The organism is Shewanella sp. 10N.286.51.B8, assembly GCF_041469325.1.
GTDB lineage: Bacteria > Pseudomonadota > Gammaproteobacteria > Enterobacterales > Shewanellaceae > Shewanella.
On the sequence record NZ_JBFRKG010000040.1, the window covers coordinates 25,752 to 46,601 of the forward strand.

General features: G+C 41.8%; 10 protein-coding genes. 1 reads left to right on the plus strand and 9 read right to left on the minus strand.

Annotated features, from left to right (window positions below):
* Positions 1 to 349 precede the first annotated feature (349 nt).
* The 9 genes from AB4160_RS15280 to AB4160_RS15320 form a co-directional block, all read right to left on the minus strand.
* Positions 350 to 1,090, minus strand: coding sequence for a DUF481 domain-containing protein (locus AB4160_RS15280; protein ID WP_102439698.1), 741 nt, complete (start codon positions 1,088 to 1,090; stop codon positions 350 to 352).
* 179 nt (positions 1,091 to 1,269) lie between these two features.
* Entirely contained in the window at positions 1,270 to 2,613 is a 1,344-nt protein-coding gene (locus tag AB4160_RS15285; protein WP_102531937.1) for an MATE family efflux transporter, read from the minus strand.
* 281 nt (positions 2,614 to 2,894) lie between these two features.
* Positions 2,895 to 3,959 carry a class II fructose-bisphosphate aldolase gene (gene fba / locus AB4160_RS15290; RefSeq protein WP_102476934.1) on the minus strand — a complete coding sequence of 355 codons (1,065 nt, stop codon included), beginning with the start codon at positions 3,957 to 3,959 and terminating at the stop codon, positions 2,895 to 2,897.
* Positions 3,960 to 4,251: 292 nt separating this feature from the next.
* Positions 4,252 to 5,427, minus strand: coding sequence for a phosphoglycerate kinase (locus AB4160_RS15295; RefSeq protein ID WP_102476933.1), 1,176 nt, complete (start codon positions 5,425 to 5,427; stop codon positions 4,252 to 4,254).
* Between the two features lie 87 nt (positions 5,428 to 5,514).
* On the minus strand, positions 5,515 to 6,537 hold the full coding sequence (gene epd, locus AB4160_RS15300) for an erythrose-4-phosphate dehydrogenase (RefSeq protein WP_372005384.1): 1,023 nt from the start codon (positions 6,535 to 6,537) through the stop codon (positions 5,515 to 5,517).
* Between the two features lie 130 nt (positions 6,538 to 6,667).
* Complete coding sequence (tkt, locus tag AB4160_RS15305; RefSeq protein ID WP_372005399.1) at positions 6,668 to 8,662, minus strand: transketolase; 1,995 nt, start codon at positions 8,660 to 8,662, stop codon at positions 6,668 to 6,670.
* Between the two features lie 408 nt (positions 8,663 to 9,070).
* Positions 9,071 to 12,667, minus strand: a complete 3,597-nt coding sequence (locus AB4160_RS15310) for a S8 family serine peptidase (RefSeq protein WP_372005387.1) — start codon at positions 12,665 to 12,667, stop codon at positions 9,071 to 9,073.
* Positions 12,668 to 12,750: 83 nt separating this feature from the next.
* The gene (locus tag AB4160_RS15315; protein WP_372005390.1) at positions 12,751 to 16,527 is read right to left on the minus strand and encodes a S8 family serine peptidase; all 3,777 of its coding nucleotides are present in this window, start codon (positions 16,525 to 16,527) and stop codon (positions 12,751 to 12,753) included.
* Between the two features lie 205 nt (positions 16,528 to 16,732).
* Positions 16,733 to 18,817, minus strand: coding sequence for a winged helix-turn-helix domain-containing protein (locus tag AB4160_RS15320; protein WP_372005393.1), 2,085 nt, complete (start codon positions 18,815 to 18,817; stop codon positions 16,733 to 16,735).
* 782 nt (positions 18,818 to 19,599) lie between these two features.
* Between AB4160_RS15320 and metK the strand changes: the two genes are divergently transcribed.
* Positions 19,600 to 20,751, plus strand: coding sequence for a methionine adenosyltransferase (metK, locus tag AB4160_RS15325; protein WP_102439707.1), 1,152 nt, complete (start codon positions 19,600 to 19,602; stop codon positions 20,749 to 20,751).
* The last annotated feature ends 99 nt before the right edge of the window (positions 20,752 to 20,850 follow it).

Here is a 20,850-nt window from a genome sequence, read left to right on the forward strand (position 1 = left end):
GTAAATAGTTATTTGTGATCCACACAACTGATAGTCAGACAAGATTAAAATTCGTGAACTACGCCGCGAAATTTCGACATAAATCAACTCCAACGGCCCGCAAAAGCATACAACTGTTAACCAAGTTGCACCAAAGTCACACCGAAACCAACACAGATCAACATCAACCGATACTTAGTAACACCACCCACCACCCCTAGCGAACATAAAAATCATTTTCAATAGTTGGCGAGCTTTTTTTTGCGCTAATTTTGTATCAATAAAGCTGTATTATTAAGCAAAAAAAAACCGAGCATAGCTCGGTTTCTGATATGACGATTTTTTTAAGGGCGCTTGCCCCAAAAACTAATTAGAATGCATACAACAAAGTCATATTGGTTTCAGTATCAGTACTCTTTTTATCTTCAAGTGGTGCATCGTTATAACGCACAATAACAGCAAACTTCATTGCCAATGCACCAATGATATTAGCCGTTAGCGCAGTTTCAGAGCGGCCTTCTAAGTTGTCACCGTAATCGGCAACAAACAGTTGGCTAAAAGTTGAGCTATCGGTAATTTTATAGGTAAAGTTCATCATACCATGAGCAACAACACTGTCCTCAGTGTCATAACCTAATGCCAATGATTGCTCATCATCTAATTGCTTATAGATATAACCTGGACCGATTTCTGCACTCAAAAAAGCTCTTTCATTATCAATAAACTTGTAACCATAACCCGCTGAAGCAATCATTTTGTAATCAAAACCAGTAAAAGGATCGGCTTCATAGTTTGCGGTGATATACATATAGCTTTTTTCGTCGAACTGATAGTTGCCTTGAACACCGGCATAGTAACGTTTAGCAGTATTTTCACCAGAATCTTCTTTATACAAACCTTCTAGCAGGTATGCATTCTCCCAATTGCCTAATTCTTGTTTCAAACCTAAACGCGCTTTAACTGAAGAAGTATCGGTATTACCCGTTGTTAGTGTTGCGCCTAATTCAGCCTCACCAGCGAAGGTTTTATCACCTTCAACAAAGTCTGCACCAGCATGGGCAGCAAACGGCATAGCTAAAGTTACAGCTGCAGCAAGTAGCAATTTTTTCATGTCATCAAGTCCTTTAATTACAATAGTTTCAAACTCACCCCAAAAATCGAACCGAATTCTAACACTTTGATAGCGAAAATGAAAAAACTACTCACCTATTAAAGCGATTAATACAAAACCCTAAAAACCATTTTCTATAATCTCTTGTGCTGCATCAGCTTAGCGCTGCCAAATTATCACTAAGCCATCACTAGGCACTTTTGCTGCCAACGCCCACTGCGCCAGCGCCATAACATCAATAAGCCCCTAACCCACTCGTCCACAGCCAAAGCGCACCAAATGCCTACTAAGCCTAAATCTAAATGTACTCCTAAAAAGTATGCCCCAGGCACAGCAATACACCACATAGATAAAAGGCCGATAAAAAATGGGAAACGAGCGTCGCCACTGGCTCTTAAGGCATTAATGACGACCAGATTAAATGTCCGACCAGGTTCCATTAATAGAGTTAGAATAAATAGCTGACCAACCATAGTAAGGATATCTTGGTCCTTGGTAAAAAAGGCCACTAAATGCTCGCCAAAAGCAGCAGCTAATGCCGCCACTATAGTGGTGACGATTAGCCCTATCTTGAGTGCTTTATACATTTGTGCTTCAGCAGCTTGATATTGTTTGGCGCCTATCATATGACCAATAATAATCTCATTACCAATGCCAATAGATAAGCCGAATAACAAGATAAACATACAAATTTGGAAGTACAAAGCTTGTGCGGCGAGGGCTTTATCGCCCATTAATCCCACAAAGGCGGTCACCACCATAAATTGCAGCATCCAAGAAATATTTTCTCCCGCTGCAGGCAGTCCGATATGAAAAACTTTATTAAGAAGCTGCTTTTTAGGTTTGATAATTTCAAGCAGTTTAAGTTGGATTTTGGTGTACTTAACAAATAAGTAAGCCATTAATGTCATGCCAACTAAGCGCCCTACAACCGTGCTAATAGCCACACCTGCAACGCCCATTTGCGGCAAACCAAACCAGCCGTAAAGTAACAGCAAGTTGCCGCAAAAGGTAATCACATTCATCAGTAAAGTGACCCACATGGCTTGTTGGGTAAAGCCATGGGCTCGCATCCCTGCAGCAAGACACATTGCCATCGCCTCAGGTATTAAACAAATACCGACAATTTGCAGGTAAAGTTTACCATCTGGGATCAGCTCAGCAGGTAAATTCATTAGATGTAGAATTAATCCTGCACCACTAAATACCCCTAATGCCGCAACCACACCCACTAATAAATTAAACCCTATCGACGAGTAAACAACGTCGCTAGCCGTTGCCTTATTATTGGCACCGAGATATTGAGTGATCACCACACTGGCGCCAATACTGACGAAGCTAAAAAGCGTAATCGATAGCTCAAATACCATGTTGCCCACTGACAGTGCGGCAACCCCTTGATAAGAAACTCGGCTAATCATTAATGTATTTAAAGCTGCGGTCAAAAAGTGCAACGCAAAGTCAAAAAATAATGGCCAAGTGAGGGAGAAAAGCGATAACTGGGCATTGGGTTTAGCGTGCATACGTCATATTCAATATAGGTAAAAGGTTAGTCAGTTCCTTCTAAAGCTTAACAATAATTTATGAGATTTCGCCCAGCTTATTGTCAATATGAAATTAAGTCCGTTTTTAAGGGCGGCGATATTGCGCTATTTACCTAAGGGATACAAGTGGTTTTAGAAAAAAAAGCCATAAAAAAACCCAACGCGAAAGGTTGGGTTTTTAGTACTATTATTAATCAATTAGTTACACAAAAAGCAGCAGTAAAAAACCATTGAACATCTTGTATGCACTATTGAGTAAGTTAGTTAATTTGCGGATCTAACTCACCAGATTGATACGCTTTGTACATTGCTTGTAGTGACTTAGGCTTAATTTTAGAACCCATGCCAGCACAGCCAAACGCTTCATAACGTGTGGTACAAATGTCAGCCATTGCTTCCATTGACGCTTTTAAGAATTTACGTGGATCAAATTCAGCTGGGTTTTCAGCTAAGAATTTACGTACTGCACCTGTTGATGCTAAACGTAAATCGGTATCGATATTCACTTTACGCACACCATGCTTAATCCCTTCAACGATTTCCTCTAAAGGCACGCCGTAAGTTTCTGGGATTTCACCGCCGTACTGGTTAATGATCTGCAGCCACTCTTGTGGTACTGAAGACGAACCATGCATGACTAAGTGCGTGTTAGGAATACGGGCGTGGATCTCTTTAATACGGTCAATACGCAGCACATCACCCGTTGGACGTTGGCTGAACTTATAAGCACCATGGCTAGTACCAATCGCAATAGCTAAAGCATCTACATGAGTGTCAGATACAAAACGCGCCGCTTCTTCAGGGGTTGTTAGCATTTGCTCCATCGTTAAGATACCAGCAGCACCGATACCATCTTCTTCGCCTGCTTCGCCAGTTTCTAAACTGCCTAAGCAACCGATTTCACCTTCAACAGATACACCACAAGCATGTGCGAAAGCAACAGTGCGACGAGTTACATCAACATTGTATTCGTATGACGCTGGCGTTTTACCGTCAGCCATCAAAGAACCGTCCATCATCACAGATGACATACCTAATTGGATTGAACGCTGACAAATATCAGGATCAGTACCATGGTCTTGGTGAATACATACTGGAATATCTGGATACTGCTCAAGTGCGGCAGCCATCAAATACTTAAGGAACTGTGGACGAGCATATTTACGCGCACCAGCAGATGCTTGCACGATAACAGGGCTGTCAGTCGCTTCAGCTGCTTGCATAATTGCACGCATTTGTTCTAAGTTATTTACGTTAAATGCTGGAACACCGTAACCGTGTTCTGCAGCATGATCTAGCATTTGTCGTAGAGATATTAAGGCCATTTTTTACTCCAAAAATAGGGTGATTACTCACCTAGGTCGCTATCGCTTGGATTGATTTTTATACCCTTACATCTTGCTAATATCCGATGTAAAAGTGCTTGTTAACTTATGTCAGCAAGCACTCAAACAGTAAACTAGCAAGTATAAGAGCGGTTTTTTTCTAATTATTATCGGTTTCGTACTACAATTTTTACTCGTTATTCGCGATAAACCACGACTCATCTTGACTCAGTTGTGCCGAGATAACTCTGATAATCGCGATTAAATTCGCCGCTTAAGCTATTAGTGCTTATTATTTGCCGCGTTGTTCGAGCATAGCAACGGCTGGTAACTCTTTACCTTCAAGGAATTCCAAGAACGCGCCGCCACCTGTTGAGATATAAGAGACTTTGTCTGCTATATCGTATTTATCCACTGCCGCTAAAGTATCACCACCACCCGCAATTGAAAATGCACTTGAATCGGCAATCGCTTGAGCGATACGCTTAGTCCCTGCGCCAAACTGATCAAATTCAAATACGCCCACTGGGCCATTCCATACTACAGTGCCTGCAGCTTCAATGATTTTTGCTAATGCTTCAGCGCTATCGGGGCCGATATCAAAAATCATATCTGTGTCAGCAACATCCGCCACTGACTTTAAGGTTGCCGCTGCAGTCGGGCTAAACTCACTGGCAACAACAACATCTGTAGGGACAGGGATATCGCCGCCACGGCTTTGTGCATTGGCCACTAAACGCTTAGCCTCATCAACTAAGTCAGCTTCAAAGAGTGATTTACCCACTTGATGGCCTGCTGCCGCAACGAAAGTATTAGCAATACCACCGCCTACAACTAACTGATCAACTTTAGTTGATAAGCTTTCAAGTACCGTTAGCTTAGTTGATACTTTTGAGCCACCCACAATGGCCACCATTGGACGAGCTGGATTATCAAGTGCTTTACCTAATGCAGCTAGTTCACCTGCAAGTAGCGGGCCAGCACAAGCAATAGGCGCATGTAGACCAACGCCATGGGTTGATGCTTGTGCGCGATGAGCGGTGCCGAAGGCGTCCATTACGTATACATCACATAATGCAGCCAATTTTTTAGCTAATGCTTCATCGTTTTTCTTTTCGCCGATATTAAAGCGCACGTTCTCAAACACAACCACTTCGCCAATGTTCGCAGCAACACCATCAAGGTAATCAGCAGCTAAAGTCACTGGGCAGTCTAATGCCGCTTGTAAGTAGTTAACCACTGGTTGCATAGAAAATTCAGCGTTGAATTCGCCTTCTGTTGGGCGCCCAAGGTGAGACATCACCATCACTGCGGCGCCTTTTTCAAGGGCCAGCTTAATTGTCGGTAAAGCAGCGCGTAAACGTGCATCACTGGTCACAACACCGTCACTGACTGGCACGTTAAGATCTTCACGAATAAGCACACGCTTATTGGTCAAATCCAACTCACTCATATTGATAATAGCCATGGAGATATTTCCTTTTAATTTAAAAACAAAGCTGCTGTTACAATTGAGCGCTTTACCTCATAAGATAAAGCGCTCAATTAATATAAATTAATTACCGTTATTTTTAGCGCAAATCATCGCTAAACTGGTATCAAGCATTCGATTAGCAAAGCCCCATTCATTGTCACACCACAGTAATAGCTTCACTAAATGCCCTGCGCTGACGCGTGTTTGGGTACCATCGACGATACTGGAACGGGGATCGTGGTTAAAATCACACGATACTAATGGTTCATCAGTATAACCCAAAATAGCATTAAAACGACCGCTGGCGGCATGCTCTAGCACATGATTTACACTGGCAATATCAACCAGTTTATCAACGGTGACTGATAAGTCGATTGCGGTCACATTGATGGTTGGAACACGCACTGAGATCGCTTCAAACTTGTCTTTCATGTGCGGTAAAATCCGCTCGATGCCACGGGCAAGTTTAGTATCAACCGGTATAATTGACTGACCTGCTGCGCGGGTTCTACGTAAATCATCATGGTAGGCATCAATCACTTGCTGATCGTTCATCGCTGAATGAATTGTTGTAATTGCGCCGCTTTTTACTTCAAAGTGCTTATCCAGTACATCGATGATTGGCACGATGCAATTGGTGGTGCAAGATGCATTTGACACCACAGTATGATGCGGCTGAAGTAAGTGGTCATTAACCCCAAATACGATAGTGCCATCAACATCTGCAGAAGATGGGTGACTTATTAACACTTGTTTGGCCCCTGCATAGATGTGGGCTTCACAGGCTTGCCTTTCAATTAAGCTGCCACTGCACTCATACACTATATCGATGTCTAATTCGGCCCAAGGTAATTTATTGGCATCTGGTTGATGAAATAGTTGGATGACATCATCACCAATATGTAATTGGTCTTCATGCAATTTAACGCTGTTTTGAAAGCGGCCATGGGTGGTGTCATATTGGGTTAAATGACTAATAGCGGCAGGTTTAGCAAGTTCGTTAATGGCAACAATTTGGATCTGTTGACGTTTACCCGATTCGTATAAGGCACGTAAGATTGAACGGCCTATTCGGCCATAACCATTGATAGCAACTCGGATCATTGAGGGTTAAGCTTCCTCTTAACAGTACTCAGCAGAATTCAGATAAAAAAACGGCCTGCAAGTGATTGCAGGCCGCCATTATACAGATTAAAAGGCTAAAAGTTTACCCTTTAATTGAGTCGCTTAGGGATTAACCTAATGAGTTAACCGTATTAACGACATTCTCAACAGTAAAGCCGAAGTGTTTAAGTAAGTCGCCACCTGGCGCTGATTCACCAAAGGTCGACATACCAACCACTGCGCCATTGAAACCAACATACTTATGCCAGAAATCAACGTGAGCTGCTTCAATCGCAACACGCTTAAGTACTGATGAAGGTAATACAGACTCTTTATACGCAGCATCTTGCTTATCAAATACATTCGTAGATGGCATAGACACTACGCGAACCTTTTGACCTTTTTCAGTCAATGCTGCTGCCGAGTCTAATGCAAGTTGTACTTCACTACCTGTGGCAATCAAGATAACGTCTGCTGTGCCTTCACAATCAGCAAGTACGTAACCACCTTTAGCAACATTGGCTAACTGCTCAGCTGTTCGCGCTTGTGCTTTTAGGCCTTGGCGGCTAAAGATTAATGAGGTTGGCGACTTGCGCGTTTCAATTGCAGATTTCCAAGATACTGCTGTTTCAGCAGCATCACATGGACGCCATACCGTCATGTTTGGCGTCATGCGTAAGTTAGCTAATTGCTCAACAGGTTGGTGAGTAGGACCATCTTCACCTTGGCCAATTGAATCATGGGTGTAAACAAAGATATTTTGAATGCCCATCAGTGCTGACATACGTACCGCATTACGTGCATATTCCATGAACATCATGAAAGTTGCACCATAATTGATAAAGCCGCCATGTAATGATGCACCATTCATGATGCCACTCATACCAAATTCACGTACACCGTAGTAAATGTAGTTACCAGCAGGATCGTCTTGAATACCTTTTGAACCAGACCAAAGGGTTAAGTTTGAACCCGCTAAGTCAGCACTACCACCTAATAACTCAGGGAGCATTTCACCGAAGAAACCAATTGAATTTTGCGATGCTTTACGACTGGCAATGCCTTCTGCTTTATCTTGACACTCTTGGATAAATGCTTGAGCTTTAGCTTCAAAATCAGCTGGTAAGTCACCGTTTAATACACGGCGCTCAAATTCAGCAGCAAGTGCTGGCTCTGCCGCTTTATAAGCTGCAAATTTTTCATCCCATGCTTTTTCGTTAGCAATACCAACTTCTTTAGCATCCCAACCTTGGTAAACATCAGTAGGAATTTCAAATGGGGCATGTGGCCAACCAAGGAACTCACGAGCTGCTGCAATTTCAGCATCGCCAAGTGGCGCGCCGTGACAGTCATGGCTACCAGACTTGTTTGGCGAACCAAAACCAATGACCGTTTTACAACAAATCATTGTTGGTTTGTCTGTTACTGACTTAGCTTCTTCGATTGCAGCGCGAATAGCATCACTGTCGTGACCATCAACATCAGCAATAACATGCCAGCCGTATGATTCAAAACGCTTAGGCGTATCGTCAGTAAACCAACCTTCAACGTGACCATCGATAGAAATACCGTTGTCATCCCAGAATGCGATAAGTTTACCTAGACCTAAAGTACCCGCTAATGAACAAGCTTCATGGGAGATACCTTCCATTAAACAGCCATCACCTAAGAAACAGTAAGTGTTGTGATCAACAATATCGTGTCCAGGACGGTTAAATTGTGCTGCTAAGGTTTTTTCAGCAATCGCCATACCGACAGCGTTACTGATACCAGCGCCTAAAGGACCGGTTGTGGTTTCAACACCCGGTGTGTAACCAAACTCTGGATGACCCGGTGTTTTAGAATGCAGCTGACGGAACTGTTTTAGTTCTTCAATCGGAAGTTCGTAACCCGATAAATGCAGTAAAGAGTAGATAAGCATTGAACCATGACCATTTGATAAGATGAAACGGTCGCGATCGGCCCAGTTAGGATTGGTTGGGTTATGCTTTAAAAAATCATTCCATAACACTTCAGCAATATCTGCCATACCCATTGGTGCGCCTGGGTGTCCAGAATTTGCTTTTTGAACGGCATCCATACTTAACGCACGGATTGCGTTGGCGAGTTCTTTACGAGATGACATGCTCTCTCCTGCTTGTTGATGATGAGGTCTAGCGGGCAATTGTGGGGACATATTTTCCCCTACTCAGCGATGGGACGCAAATTATAATTAAATATAAGTAGCAATTTTTTATCCCGAGCAATACTGCTTACACCTGACGATATTATTAATGGCTCGATTTATACCATGTTATCGGTAACATTTAAATCACATTTACACCAATAATTAACATTTTGTAAAAGTTGAACTTTGGATGCGTTGGGGAGGCAATAGCTGAAATGATAACGGGAAGGAAAAAAAGGCCAACATCCTTGTTGGCCTTATAAAGGTAATTAAACAATAAGAAGTACTGCCACAAACCCGATTAATTATATGACTTGATAATTCATCGGGCTGATATTAACAGCGAGTTTACAGTTAGTTTTTAAGCTATTTCTGAACACGTTTACGTTGGCGAATACATGCCATCATCAGCAACATCATCCAACCCAAACCCAAAGCACCACCACTGCTTTTAGTTGGTTCTTCGATTACCGGAGGTATAACCTCTGGCGCTGCGGCAACCGTGAGTGTGAACATGCTAAATGCTGATAACTCACCATCCGTTGCTGTCACTTTAATTTCAAATGTTCCCGCTTCAGTCAAGCTGCCAGATAAGCTCATGCCATCAATGCTTAATGTATCTAAGCCTGACACGCTATAAGTCAGAGTGTCATTTTCGGCATCAGCAAATACATCTGTTAAATCAACACTGAATGCAACACTGCCTGAGTCAGTAAGCTCAGTTTCAACATCGCTAAGTGGATTAGCCACTGTTGGAGCGGTATTAACAGGTACTTCAACTGGAGCCAAACCTTCAACTTTAATCAGTGTGCCACCAATGTTACGCACTAAATTTGACGTTGTCCCCAGTTCTAGTAAGCCGTAGTAAACCTCACCTTCTTCTAGCGGAGTTAAAGTTTGACTGTCATCAAGATAGCCATTAACTGTCATGCTGACATCAAACTCTTCGTCTTGGGCAACAGTACTTGGCGCATCAATGTCGAAACTGGCTTGAGAAGAATAATTAACATGAGTCACTCGCACTGTAACGTCATCAGCCTCATCAGCGACTGTGCCTTCATAGTTATGCGCAAGTATCCAGTAATTACCTGTGGTAGGTGTTGGAATAATACACTGCTCGTTAGAGTCAATTTCACCACTGATACACACTAATGAGTAATACAGTTCGCTTGCATCCGCTTTACCATCATTGTTCTCATCAATACCCACATATAAGTCCATGTCAGGTGAAGTTGTATCTGTGATTTCAACCACTAAACGTTTGGTATAGGGTTTAACAACAGTCGTTGTGGTAAATAACACCTCTTGATTGTATGCAGGGCTGTTACGCTCAACATCATTAGATGCACCGATCGCTGTGCCGCTAAAGCTTTGTGATTTAAATAAACCAAAGCCGTTAACTTGCAGATCATTACTACCAGATGTAACGATGTCATTGATCTCGATTGTATTATCTAGGTTGTTTAACTTAGCTGAAACGCTATCTACGATTTGCCCCGCTTTAAAGCCAATAGTGGCCTGTAAGTGAGTATCACTCATGTCATCAGCTGAATTCTTTAGATTAATGTAGCCATGCACCCATTCATCAACTAACTCTGCATTAGCGATAGCCTTGATCGTCAATACTTGAGACTCACCAGCGTTAAGTGCAAATGATGAAGGTGACACTTCAAAAGTAAACCCATCATTTAAGTACTCATAACCCACTGTCCAGTTACTGCTTTTCGTCGCTGTGACTTTACGTGTCCAAGTACAATTTGAAATACACTCATTGTTAACCATCGAGCTTGTATTCAAATCACCTGGGTTACCGTCAATCGATGGGTTAGCTGCAAGATATTCTTCTTTAGTGATATCCATTAATAAACCCGCTTTTAGGGCATCATTAATACGGATACTACCGGCACCTTGAGTGAAGAAATCAGAGCGCTGTTTAACACCGTCATAGTCATCATCTTGGTAAGTCACCTGATAAGCTGTAGACATAATAGCCATTTGCGCTTGCGCAGGCGTCCATAGAGGATAAGCTGATTTGATCAAGGCAAGTGCGCCAGCAACATGTGGGCTTGCCATGGATGTCCCAGAGAATGACACATAAGGAATATGGCCAATCTCACCTTCAAATACTCTGTCCTCTGCATTTGCAGCATAGATATCCACACCCGGTCCAGCAATATCAGGAGCAAAAATATTCGGATATGGCAAGTTTGGTCCACGAGATGTAAATGCGCCGGCAATATCACCCAAACTATCATCAGTGCTGGTTACACTGGCAGCTATTGTTGCTTGGTGATCAGTCCCAGTTGCTAACCAGTCAGTCAATAATTGACCGTCAACATCATTTAAATGAATAGCTGGAAGTACGTGGTTATCATCATTTACCGTATCTGCACCACCTTCCAGGTTAATCAAAATCATGCCACCCGCACCGGCGTCTCTGACAATAATACCTTTACGTACACGCGCGTTAAGGCCACGTTCACAGACAACAATTTGATCGCTAGTAAATGTGTCTGCTTCAAAAGGCTCAGTACACATAGCATTGGCTTCATCATAATCTTTAGCCTGAACCACCTTACCGGTAAAGCCTTTGGTAACACCACGGCCCGATAAATCAGCCAGAGAAGTGCCACCAACAGAGGTGAAATCAGTCAAACCTTTCTCGTCAAAACTAAGGTTATGGCTATAAGCTGCTACGGTTGTTACCCAAGGCGCATTACCAGGAGAGCCAATTGTGCTCGCTGTAGGTCCTGCGTTACCAGCTGCTGTTGCCACATGAATACCAGCTTCACGAGCATTTAAGAATGCCTCAGCGCTTACAGAATCCCAAGGGTCAGTTGCAGAACCGCCAACTGAATAGTTAAGTACTTGCACGCCATTTTCAATGGCATGCTCAAGAGCTTGAATCGTAAATTCAGGGTAACAAGAGCCTACATCGTCACACACTTGGTAAGAGACGATATTGGCATGGGGGGCCACGCCACTAATCGCAGGAAACTCAAAGGCACTTTTTTCGGCAATGATATTGCCATCTTCTTCTTCCACTTGAAGGTAATAATTAACGTTTTTAACGACGTTACCTGCTGCCGTAGATGCCACATGTGAGCCATGCCCGTGGAAGTCATAACCCACTTTAGCTTTATCAGCTAAGTCATCATATGATGGGTCTTCCAGATTATCGGCCGTTGAGGCACGATAGTCGATAAGTTCAGGGTAGCTCACAATACCAATCAGTTTGTTGTTACAAAATTTAGGGTATTGCTGACAATCGCCAAAGTATTGATTTTCGCCATTTGGATTAACAAATACATGGCCATCATCGCCCACTTCTTTGAATGAGGGATGCGTAGCGTTAATGCCGGTATCCATAATACCGACAATAATCCCTTCACCTTTGGTACCAGGGATATCATTGACACCTTGCCAAACTTTTTTGGCTCCGATAAATTCAGGTCCTGTAGAAGTCTGAATATAATGCATACCGACAGGTTCAACACTGTATACATCTTGATCTTTTTGGATGGTTTTAACTTCACTGGCATCAAGCTGCAGTGCAAATGCATTAGCAACTACTTGATACTGTTGTGTTGGCTTTAAAGTACGGTTAAGTTTACCGCTTAACCTTTGGGTAATTTGTGTCTGCTTTGACTCAAGGTAGCGTTTATAGCTCACACTGGCTTGAGATTTAAGATTTAATACGCCCGCTGTAGTTTTGTTACTTTGATTACTTTTGATGCTGGTTGCGGCATAGCCTGTAACCGAGCCATCGTAACTTGCTAGCGCGCTATCTTTTAAACGGACAAAGTACAGTCCGTCAGTACGCATTTTTCCGGCACGTTCTAGTTTTATTTTTTCTTGGCCAGGATTGATGCTGTTAAGCGGTTTGCCTGAATCAGCATGGCTAGAAAATGCCAATACTGAACTCACAGCACTAAGAACCAAATATCTACTACTTAATTTCATTTGATAACCTATTATTCTTTTTATAAAGGGAAAGCCGAATTCGGCTTTCCCTACCAGGGTTAAACAAGCAAGTGTTTAGCCAGTTAGAAACGACGACGCAGTGCGATAAGACCTGCGAACAGCAGAGATAACATACCTAAGCTACCACCACTGTCTTTTTCATACGTTGACTCTACAGTTAACGTGTGGCTCACTTCATTCACACCGTCAGAAGCCGTAACAGTTAGTTGATGACTACCTTCACTATCAAGTTCACCCGTGATTTGAGTGCCAGCGATAGCCAGTGCAGTAAAGCCTGAACCTTCAACTGTGTAGCTTAAGCTGTTACCTTCGACATCCATAAACAGTCCATCGATATCCATGGTAAAGCTTGCTGAATCGCCTTTTTTGAAGGTCAATTGAGGAGTCGGCATAGCAGCGGCAACGTCTTCATCAACTACTGGCGCAATATCATTCACGTCCGTGACCATCACCTTAATGCTTTCGGTTTCACCAACTGTGTTGCCTTTTTGAGCAAGGATTTTAAGTTCAAATTCTTGGTTATTCTCAAAATCAAGCGCTGATGGATTAACCACGTATAACTCATGAGTTTCTTGGTCAATCGCAAAAGGCGTACCTGTAACTGAATTAACGATATGCAATTCAAGCGGCTCAAAGTCTGTTGAACCGTAAGTAAAGAAGCCCTGAGTATCCAGCTCAATCTTTCCTAAAACAGTATTCATTTCAGCGCCTTCTGCAACGCTAAAGACTTGGTTAGCCTGTGCTTTTGCAACAATAGAACCATCATCATCTACCATTGCGTTATAGCCAATTTGCATAAAGTCATCGTTTACACTAACAACCATGAAATCTTTCGGTGCAGGGATCTGGCCGATACCACCTAAATCAGATGCGCCCACTGAAGCGATATAAACCTCTTCACCTGGTTGAGCAGTATAGGTTGGTGAAAACGCTAGCTCGCCAACTTCAGCATCTTGACCCATTGCCGCAAAACCAACATGAACAGAGCGGTCATTTGCTACATCGGTACACACATCCATGCCGGTAAACCAATCAAAGTAACAAGACTCTTCAACTGCATAATTACCACCTTTAATCGGGTTAAATTGTGCAATTGGTTCGTATTGTTCTTTACCTGTGTGGCGGTCGGTTTGAATATGGAAACCAAAGTTTTGGTCAAAATCTTCTACGCTATCAAGCTCGTGGTGATATAGGTCTTCAAGACAAACCTGAGAAACGATATTTTTGCCATTATTGGTAAAATACGTTGGTAGGGTAGATTCTTTCATACGACCATTTGGGTTGGTGTAGTCATAAGCAACGCTGTAATCAATTACATATGTCGCTGGTTGACCTTTGGCATTTAACGCAATACGTGGCTGGTTTACTTGCTGCGCTTCATCCCAAATGTAGCCATCTGAAAAACTCTCATTCCAACCATTTTCTAAAACAACCGATTCAAAAAATAGGTCATAAGCAAATAGCTGTGGGCCACGCTCTTGAAAGTTAGCCAGTGCCACATCTGCGCGGTCGAATAAGCTTACGGCAATATTTAGCTTCTTACCTGAAACCGTACACATGGCATCATCAAAAATAGCGCCACCAACAGCTTTGATTTTATGACCTTTAACATTTTCTAAATCAGGTCTAACGGTACGGTTTTGTAAAATTAACGGATAAGCTTGAAAGGTTGTTTCAGTCTTAGAATCATTAATGAATGAAGCCACATAACCTTGATAACTGCCATTACCAAACTCATCATCAGGGTATAATTCACGACCCCAAGCTAAGTGATTCCATTCTGTTTGGAAAGTGTCTGGGTTCCAACCTAGATAAGTCGGAAACTCAATCGCGTTTGGGCGTTTAGTAATCGAGGTGCTGTGACGCGCTTTTACCATCCAACCAAGATTAAGCTCAGGCTTACCTTCAGACATTAAGCTAATGTAACCATTTAGCTCAGTTGCTTTTAAGTTAGCGTCAGTATGATCCGCAGTGCTCATCAACGGCCATTGTGGCAGTTTATTAGCATCAACTATCATAGAGACAGGTATAACCACACTTGAATTAGCAGGGATATTCACTGATTCAGGCAAGTTAAGTGTTAATGCTTCATGGGCAGCTTTATCACCGACCATTTTAAACGATAAGCTGTAGGTCTGAGCGGTATCTGAGACATTGCGAACAGTGATATTCTTATGAACTGTTTTAGTATCTGCAATTTCATGCATACCAAATTGAACGTAAGGTTGATTTGAAGCGCTTTCCCAAGCCACTAAAGGCGAGCTGATTGCAGCATCTAAATCTTCAACACCATGACCAATAGAATAGATTTCAGCAGGGGTAATTTCATCACTTTCTAAAATACTATCGATATTAGCAGTGTTAGCTAAAACAGCTTTAATTTCAGCAGGACCAAAACCTGGGAACTGACTTTTAATCACCGCAGCAGCGGCAGCAATTCTTGCAGCACCTGCCATAGAGCCAGAGCGCATACCGTACTTAGCTGCAGTTTCATCTGCATTGGAAATATGCACCACTGGCTGATTGTCAGTGAAAGTGACAATTTCAGGCTTTAACGTTTGTGAGCCACGCACTGGGCCCATTGCAGCCCATTCAGGTACAACAAGTGTTTCACCATCGTCAGCATAGTTTACTGCACCAACAGTAATTGCCGAAGTCGCACTACCTTCAGCTGAAATCCAGTTACGGTGTTTAGCTTCAGCGTCACCATAAAGTGAGTACTCAGCTAAATCTCCAGCATGAGTGACGACAGTCATACCTTGAGCTGATACACGTTCAATCATCAATTGCACTAAACTTACCGAGGCATTACCATCGATATCAAAAAATGCACCCGCGCCAGAAGCCTCTAGTAATGCAATATCGATACGGTCACTAATATCACCATCTTGGTTAGGGTCAAGAGCATGCTCAAAGGCTTGAACAAGTTTATCTAATGAAGGTCCTGACGCCGTAATATAAGTAGGGTCCCAACTTGCGCCCGATACGTTATAGACTTTATAAGCATGAAGTGATGCACCAGGTGCAAGTTGATGCACGATACTCGCAAGCTCAGTCCCCATGCCTGTAGGGTATACCCAGCCATCCCAAGACTCATAGCTTAGGTTTTGATCGATTGGGTTAGCGTCATTACCGTAGTTTTCGCTTGAAAAATCCCAACCACCTGCAACTACCGCTGTAGGGAAGCCGCTATATTCAATAGCGCCATTTTCTAAGGCTTCTAAATAACTGCCAGCCGGTGGAGGCGTTTCAGGGTCATTATTTTCGCCATAAACACCTGAACCACCAAATATTGGTAAAGTGTAATCAATACCGGTAGAAATGATTGCAACGCTAACACCAGCACCAGCCGATTCATTGCCAGTATATGGAGTCAGTAAGGCGACTTCTTCATCGGCCATTACCGTAGCATTTTGCTGAACAGACTGAATCGCTTCAGTTTGCTTAACGCTGCTAGTATTGCTGGCACTGAAAATACGTTGCACTGCATCAAGCGCCTTAACTTGAGCAACTGAGCCGCTTTGCAGTTCAACATTGATTATATTCGCAACTAACCCTGAACGCGCTGTTAATATTGCCTGCGGATCAATGGCTTTAATTTGGTTGAATACTTGATCTTGTAATTTGCTAACTTCAGCAAGGCGTTGCGTGTAATCGCGTTTATCACCTTGGCGCTCGATAGCTGCGGCATTTGTTAAATATAGAGTATAGGTCGCGCGTTCTTGCTGCTGAGCGCTACCATATGCTGATACTGATTCGGTCTGAGCATTCGCATGTAGAGCACCCGACAGAATGGCGGTTGAGACGCATAATGCGAGCGTGCATTTATTAAATTTCATTTCCATTCCTTCACGTTATTTTTTGTTATTCGGCCTTTTTCAGGCTCTAACCAATTAATAACGTGCAAGGAACATTGTCACAACAACCTCAGATTCATTTAATACTCATATTTATATCTGCGCTTGTCTAGCTTATATCTTTTAATTATCTTTTTTGTTTAAATACAGACAGTTAACTACGCAAACATAACACTAACAACACTAGTTAGAGGCGATAACCAACAACATCGGCCTCGTTAGCAACCTTTAATGTTAACAATAAAGACTGTTCATCAGCGCTTGATAAACCAAAAAACTTGCGCACTGTATTCGCTGGAAATGACATCACAGTTTGTATCTCGCCAGCAGCGTTGATTCGTTGGATCAGGTCTTGTTTTACTGTGCGTTCGACGAAATATACAAAGCCATCTTCATAGTAAAATGAGCCAAAATCATATTTAGCTAAACGATCGGTAATCTGGCTAACTTCATTAGTATTGGCATCAAAACGCCAAATACCATTTAAATTAAACTTCGACATATACAGTATATCTGGGGACTCACCTTCAACAGCATAATTCCCTTGGCCAAACTTAATTGGCTGTAATTTATCATCAAGTGAATAACGATAAATGCCACTACTCTCATTTTCAGTGCCTTTAAAATAGATAGCCTTGCCATCTTTAGACCAACTGATGTTTTCGGCTGCAAGATCGCCAATATCAACTCTTTCAAATAGTTCCGACTGAATATTACCTAAATATAAGGTTTGTTTATCATTACGGTTGATGGTGACGGCAAACATCTCACTGGTAGGCGATACCCCCACGACCCCTGCATTCCCCATGCTTTTAGTCAGGTTTTTACTAGTGACTTGGTTATTTTTCCAGGTGGACCACAATTTTGAACGATTTGACAAAAATAAAATATCACCAGTCTTTTTTGAATAACGGGCATACATGTCTCGTGAAGATGAGGAGATTTTTCGCAGTACTTTTTGGTTTTGATAGCTCAGTTGTGCAATATACTCTTTTGAAATGTGCTCGCTAATAAATAGCGTCTCGGTCACATCGGAATAAGTGACGCTACTGATTAAGCCAGTAAATGGAATGGTATGCTGAACATTACCTAACAGATCAATTTTAGAAATCACTAAATTTGATCCTTCAATATGATTCACATAAAAGCTGTCATTTTGATAACTAAAGTCATAGTCAATAATACTGACACTATTCGCTATTAAATCAACAACATCACTTTCACCACGTTTTAATAGCAGGCTCATTTGAAGTGATGAACTTTTTTCTCTGATAAACGCAATTTCATCATTATTGGTCAATTGATGAGGCGAAAAGTCTACCTCGTTTTTACCGGGCTTGGTTAATTGTGTACTTTGCTTTGTCGACATCGAATATGAAAACAAAGCCACTCTATCAGTTAATTGCTTCGCAAAAATAAGTGTATCTTCATCATTTTTTGACCAGCTCAGTACTCGTTTAAATGGCAAATAAAAGCAGCCCTCAGTCACAAGATCATCGGTATTTTGCTGTAAATGCCTTACTCTTACTTGGCAAACACCACTAGCTAAAACTCGCACGTAAGCCAGTTTTTGATCGGACGGCGACCAAGCGGGAGAAGCTTCTTCACTATCGACAAACGAAATTAATTTCAGTGGCGAGTCATTGTTATTAAGCTCTTTAATATAAATTTTGCCCGGTTGCTGACCATTACGCCATTGCATCGCAAGGTATTTGCCATCATTGGACACGGCAATATGCTCTTCAACCCCTTCAAAATTGGTCACTTTATTTTTTATTGGTGACGCCAAAGCGGCTGCGGCTTCAGGCTCTGTAAAAGATTTGATAAATTGATAAGCGGAATAACTGAGTAGTATCACAAATGCGAGCACAAAAACTGCCAACACGGTATGTTTACGGCCTGCCTTTTTGTGAGTGATATCTGAAAGACTCGTCTCCTCATTAGCTGAAGAAATTAATGAAATCGGTAACACTAATTGGTAACCAAGTTTTGGTAATGTCAGCAGTAAATCAGCTTCAATATGTAAATCTTTAAAGGATTTTCGTATTAGCCATACTGAATTAGTGAAACCTTTTTCACCAACAGCTTGGTTACCATCCCAGATGGTATCAATTGCTGTTTGGCGAGAAACAATATGATCTGGACTATCAATAAACAGTTTCAGCAACTCAAACACTTTAGCCGACAACTTAATTGTCTTATCACCACAGCTTAAGGTCATTATGCTGCAATCTAACGTACACGGCCCTATTTGATACTGAAGTAATGCCATCAAGTCTCACCTAGTAATTTGTTATTATTATTATTTTCACTAGTCATCATAAATATAAATCAAATAAAAACCATTCTACGCACAAGTTGTTTGATACAAAATTAATTAAGCCACTGTTAATAAAGGAATTGACCAGTGTTACAACTTGTATCGAAATATAAACAGTCACTTTATATAAATAAATATTATGAGTTATAGCTTGGTAGTATACAAAATAGCGTACCAGCTAACAATTACGTTTACATTTATTTAACAAGCGATTTGTGTTGATATTAGCGCTTTTTTTAGTGATAAATGCTAAAGGCACAGCAGCATTATTTAAAATACAACTTACTTGTCTGATTTTATTCAATAAAGACACGAGGTTAACCACAGTATTTTTTCAGAGCTTAGCCTCTCTTAAGGCTTATCAAACTCTGTATAGGTACAATAAAGTGGAATCTTGCTGGTTTACATAAGGCTTAATGACCATATTTCTAGTAAGTCAATAAGGGAGCCTCTATTGATAAGCCCAAATCCACTGGCTAAATAAATTGTTTAATTTAGCATACAGCCTTAAAAAATATCACCACAAAAAACACATTAAACTAATACAATCATAAAGATAAGCACAACTAATTCCTAAACAAGCTTTTAGGTTGAATTTAATTATTTGCGGCATTGCACAATTTTTGACTTATTATCGTATTGGGGGGTGTTATCATTTTTAAATTCGACTAAAATAGACGTCTAGATGTAGATACCTCTACACGTTCAAATTCAAAAAGACGAGATTTCCCATTATGGCAAACCACTTGTTCACCTCTGAGTCGGTCTCAGAAGGTCATCCAGATAAAATCGCTGATCAGATTTCTGATGCAGTATTAGACGCAATTTTAGAGCAAGACCCTAAAGCGCGTGTTGCTTGTGAAACTTACGTAAAAACAGGCATGGTATTAGTCGGTGGTGAAGTCACAACTTCTGCATGGGTTGATATCGAAGAAATCACGCGTAAAACAGTGCGTGAAATTGGTTACACCCATTCTGATATGGGTTTTGATGCTGATTCTTGCGCCATTTTAAATGCCATTGGTAAGCAGTCTCCTGATATCAACCAAGGTGTTGACCGCAGTGATCCTGCAGAACAAGGCGCTGGTGACCAAGGTTTAATGTTTGGTTATGCCAGCAACGAAACTGACGTATTAATGCCTGCTCCTATTACTTACGCTCACAAACTTGTGAAACGTCAATCTGAAGTACGTAAAGATGGCACCTTACCTTGGCTTCGCCCAGATGCAAAAAGCCAAGTTACCTTTGCTTATGATGAAGGTAAAATTGTTGGTATCGATGCAATCGTTCTATCAACTCAACATCGTGAAGATGTTAGTCAGGAAGACTTAATCGAAGGCGTAATGGAAACCATCATTAAGCCAGTTTTACCATCACAGTGGTTAAACAAAGATACTAAGTACTTCATCAACCCAACTGGCCGTTTTGTTATTGGTGGCCCTGTAGGTGACTGTGGTTTAACCGGTCGTAAAATCATCGTTGATACCTATGGCGGCATGGCGCGTCATGGTGGTGGTGCTTTCTCAGGTAAAGACCCATCAAAAGTTGACCGTAGTGCTGCATACGCTGCACGTTATGTAGCGAAGAACATCGTCGCTGCAGGGCTTGCAGATCGTTGTGAAATCCAAGTTTCTTATGCAATCGGTGTAGCAGAGCCTACCTCAATTAGCATCGAAACATTTGGTACCGGTAAAGTATCAGAAGACGTATTAATTAAGTTAGTTCGTCAACACTTCGAACTGCGCCCTTACGGCCTAACAGCGATGTTGGATTTGGCTCGCCCAATTTACCAACAAACTGCTGCTTATGGTCACTTCGGCCGTAACGAATTCCCATGGGAAGCGACTGATAAAGCTGAAATCTTACGTGCTGATGCCGGTCTATAATTAGCCCTCATTACAGTATGTAAAACTAAAAAAACCGTCAATTGACGGTTTTTTTATATCTATAATTTGCTGATTGATTCGAGACTGTAACTTATTTTG

Bases quoted from the DNA above. Each gene is read 5' to 3' on its own strand.
- AB4160_RS15280 (WP_102439698.1), bottom strand. From the start codon at position 1,090: ATGAAAAAATTGCTACTTGCTGCAGCTGTAACTTTAGCTATGCCGTTT.
- AB4160_RS15285 (WP_102531937.1), bottom strand. From the start codon at position 2,613: ATGCACGCTAAACCCAATGCCCAGTTATCGCTTTTCTCCCTCACTTGG.
- fba (WP_102476934.1), bottom strand. From the start codon at position 3,959: ATGGCCTTAATATCTCTACGACAAATGCTAGATCATGCTGCAGAACAC.
- AB4160_RS15295 (WP_102476933.1), bottom strand. From the start codon at position 5,427: ATGGCTATTATCAATATGAGTGAGTTGGATTTGACCAATAAGCGTGTG.
- epd (WP_372005384.1), bottom strand. From the start codon at position 6,537: ATGATCCGAGTTGCTATCAATGGTTATGGCCGAATAGGCCGTTCAATC.
- tkt (WP_372005399.1), bottom strand. From the start codon at position 8,662: ATGTCATCTCGTAAAGAACTCGCCAACGCAATCCGTGCGTTAAGTATG.
- AB4160_RS15310 (WP_372005387.1), bottom strand. From the start codon at position 12,667: ATGAAATTAAGTAGTAGATATTTGGTTCTTAGTGCTGTGAGTTCAGTA.
- AB4160_RS15315 (WP_372005390.1), bottom strand. From the start codon at position 16,527: ATGAAATTTAATAAATGCACGCTCGCATTATGCGTCTCAACCGCCATT.
- AB4160_RS15320 (WP_372005393.1), bottom strand. From the start codon at position 18,817: ATGGCATTACTTCAGTATCAAATAGGGCCGTGTACGTTAGATTGCAGC.
- metK (WP_102439707.1), top strand. From the start codon at position 19,600: ATGGCAAACCACTTGTTCACCTCTGAGTCGGTCTCAGAAGGTCATCCA.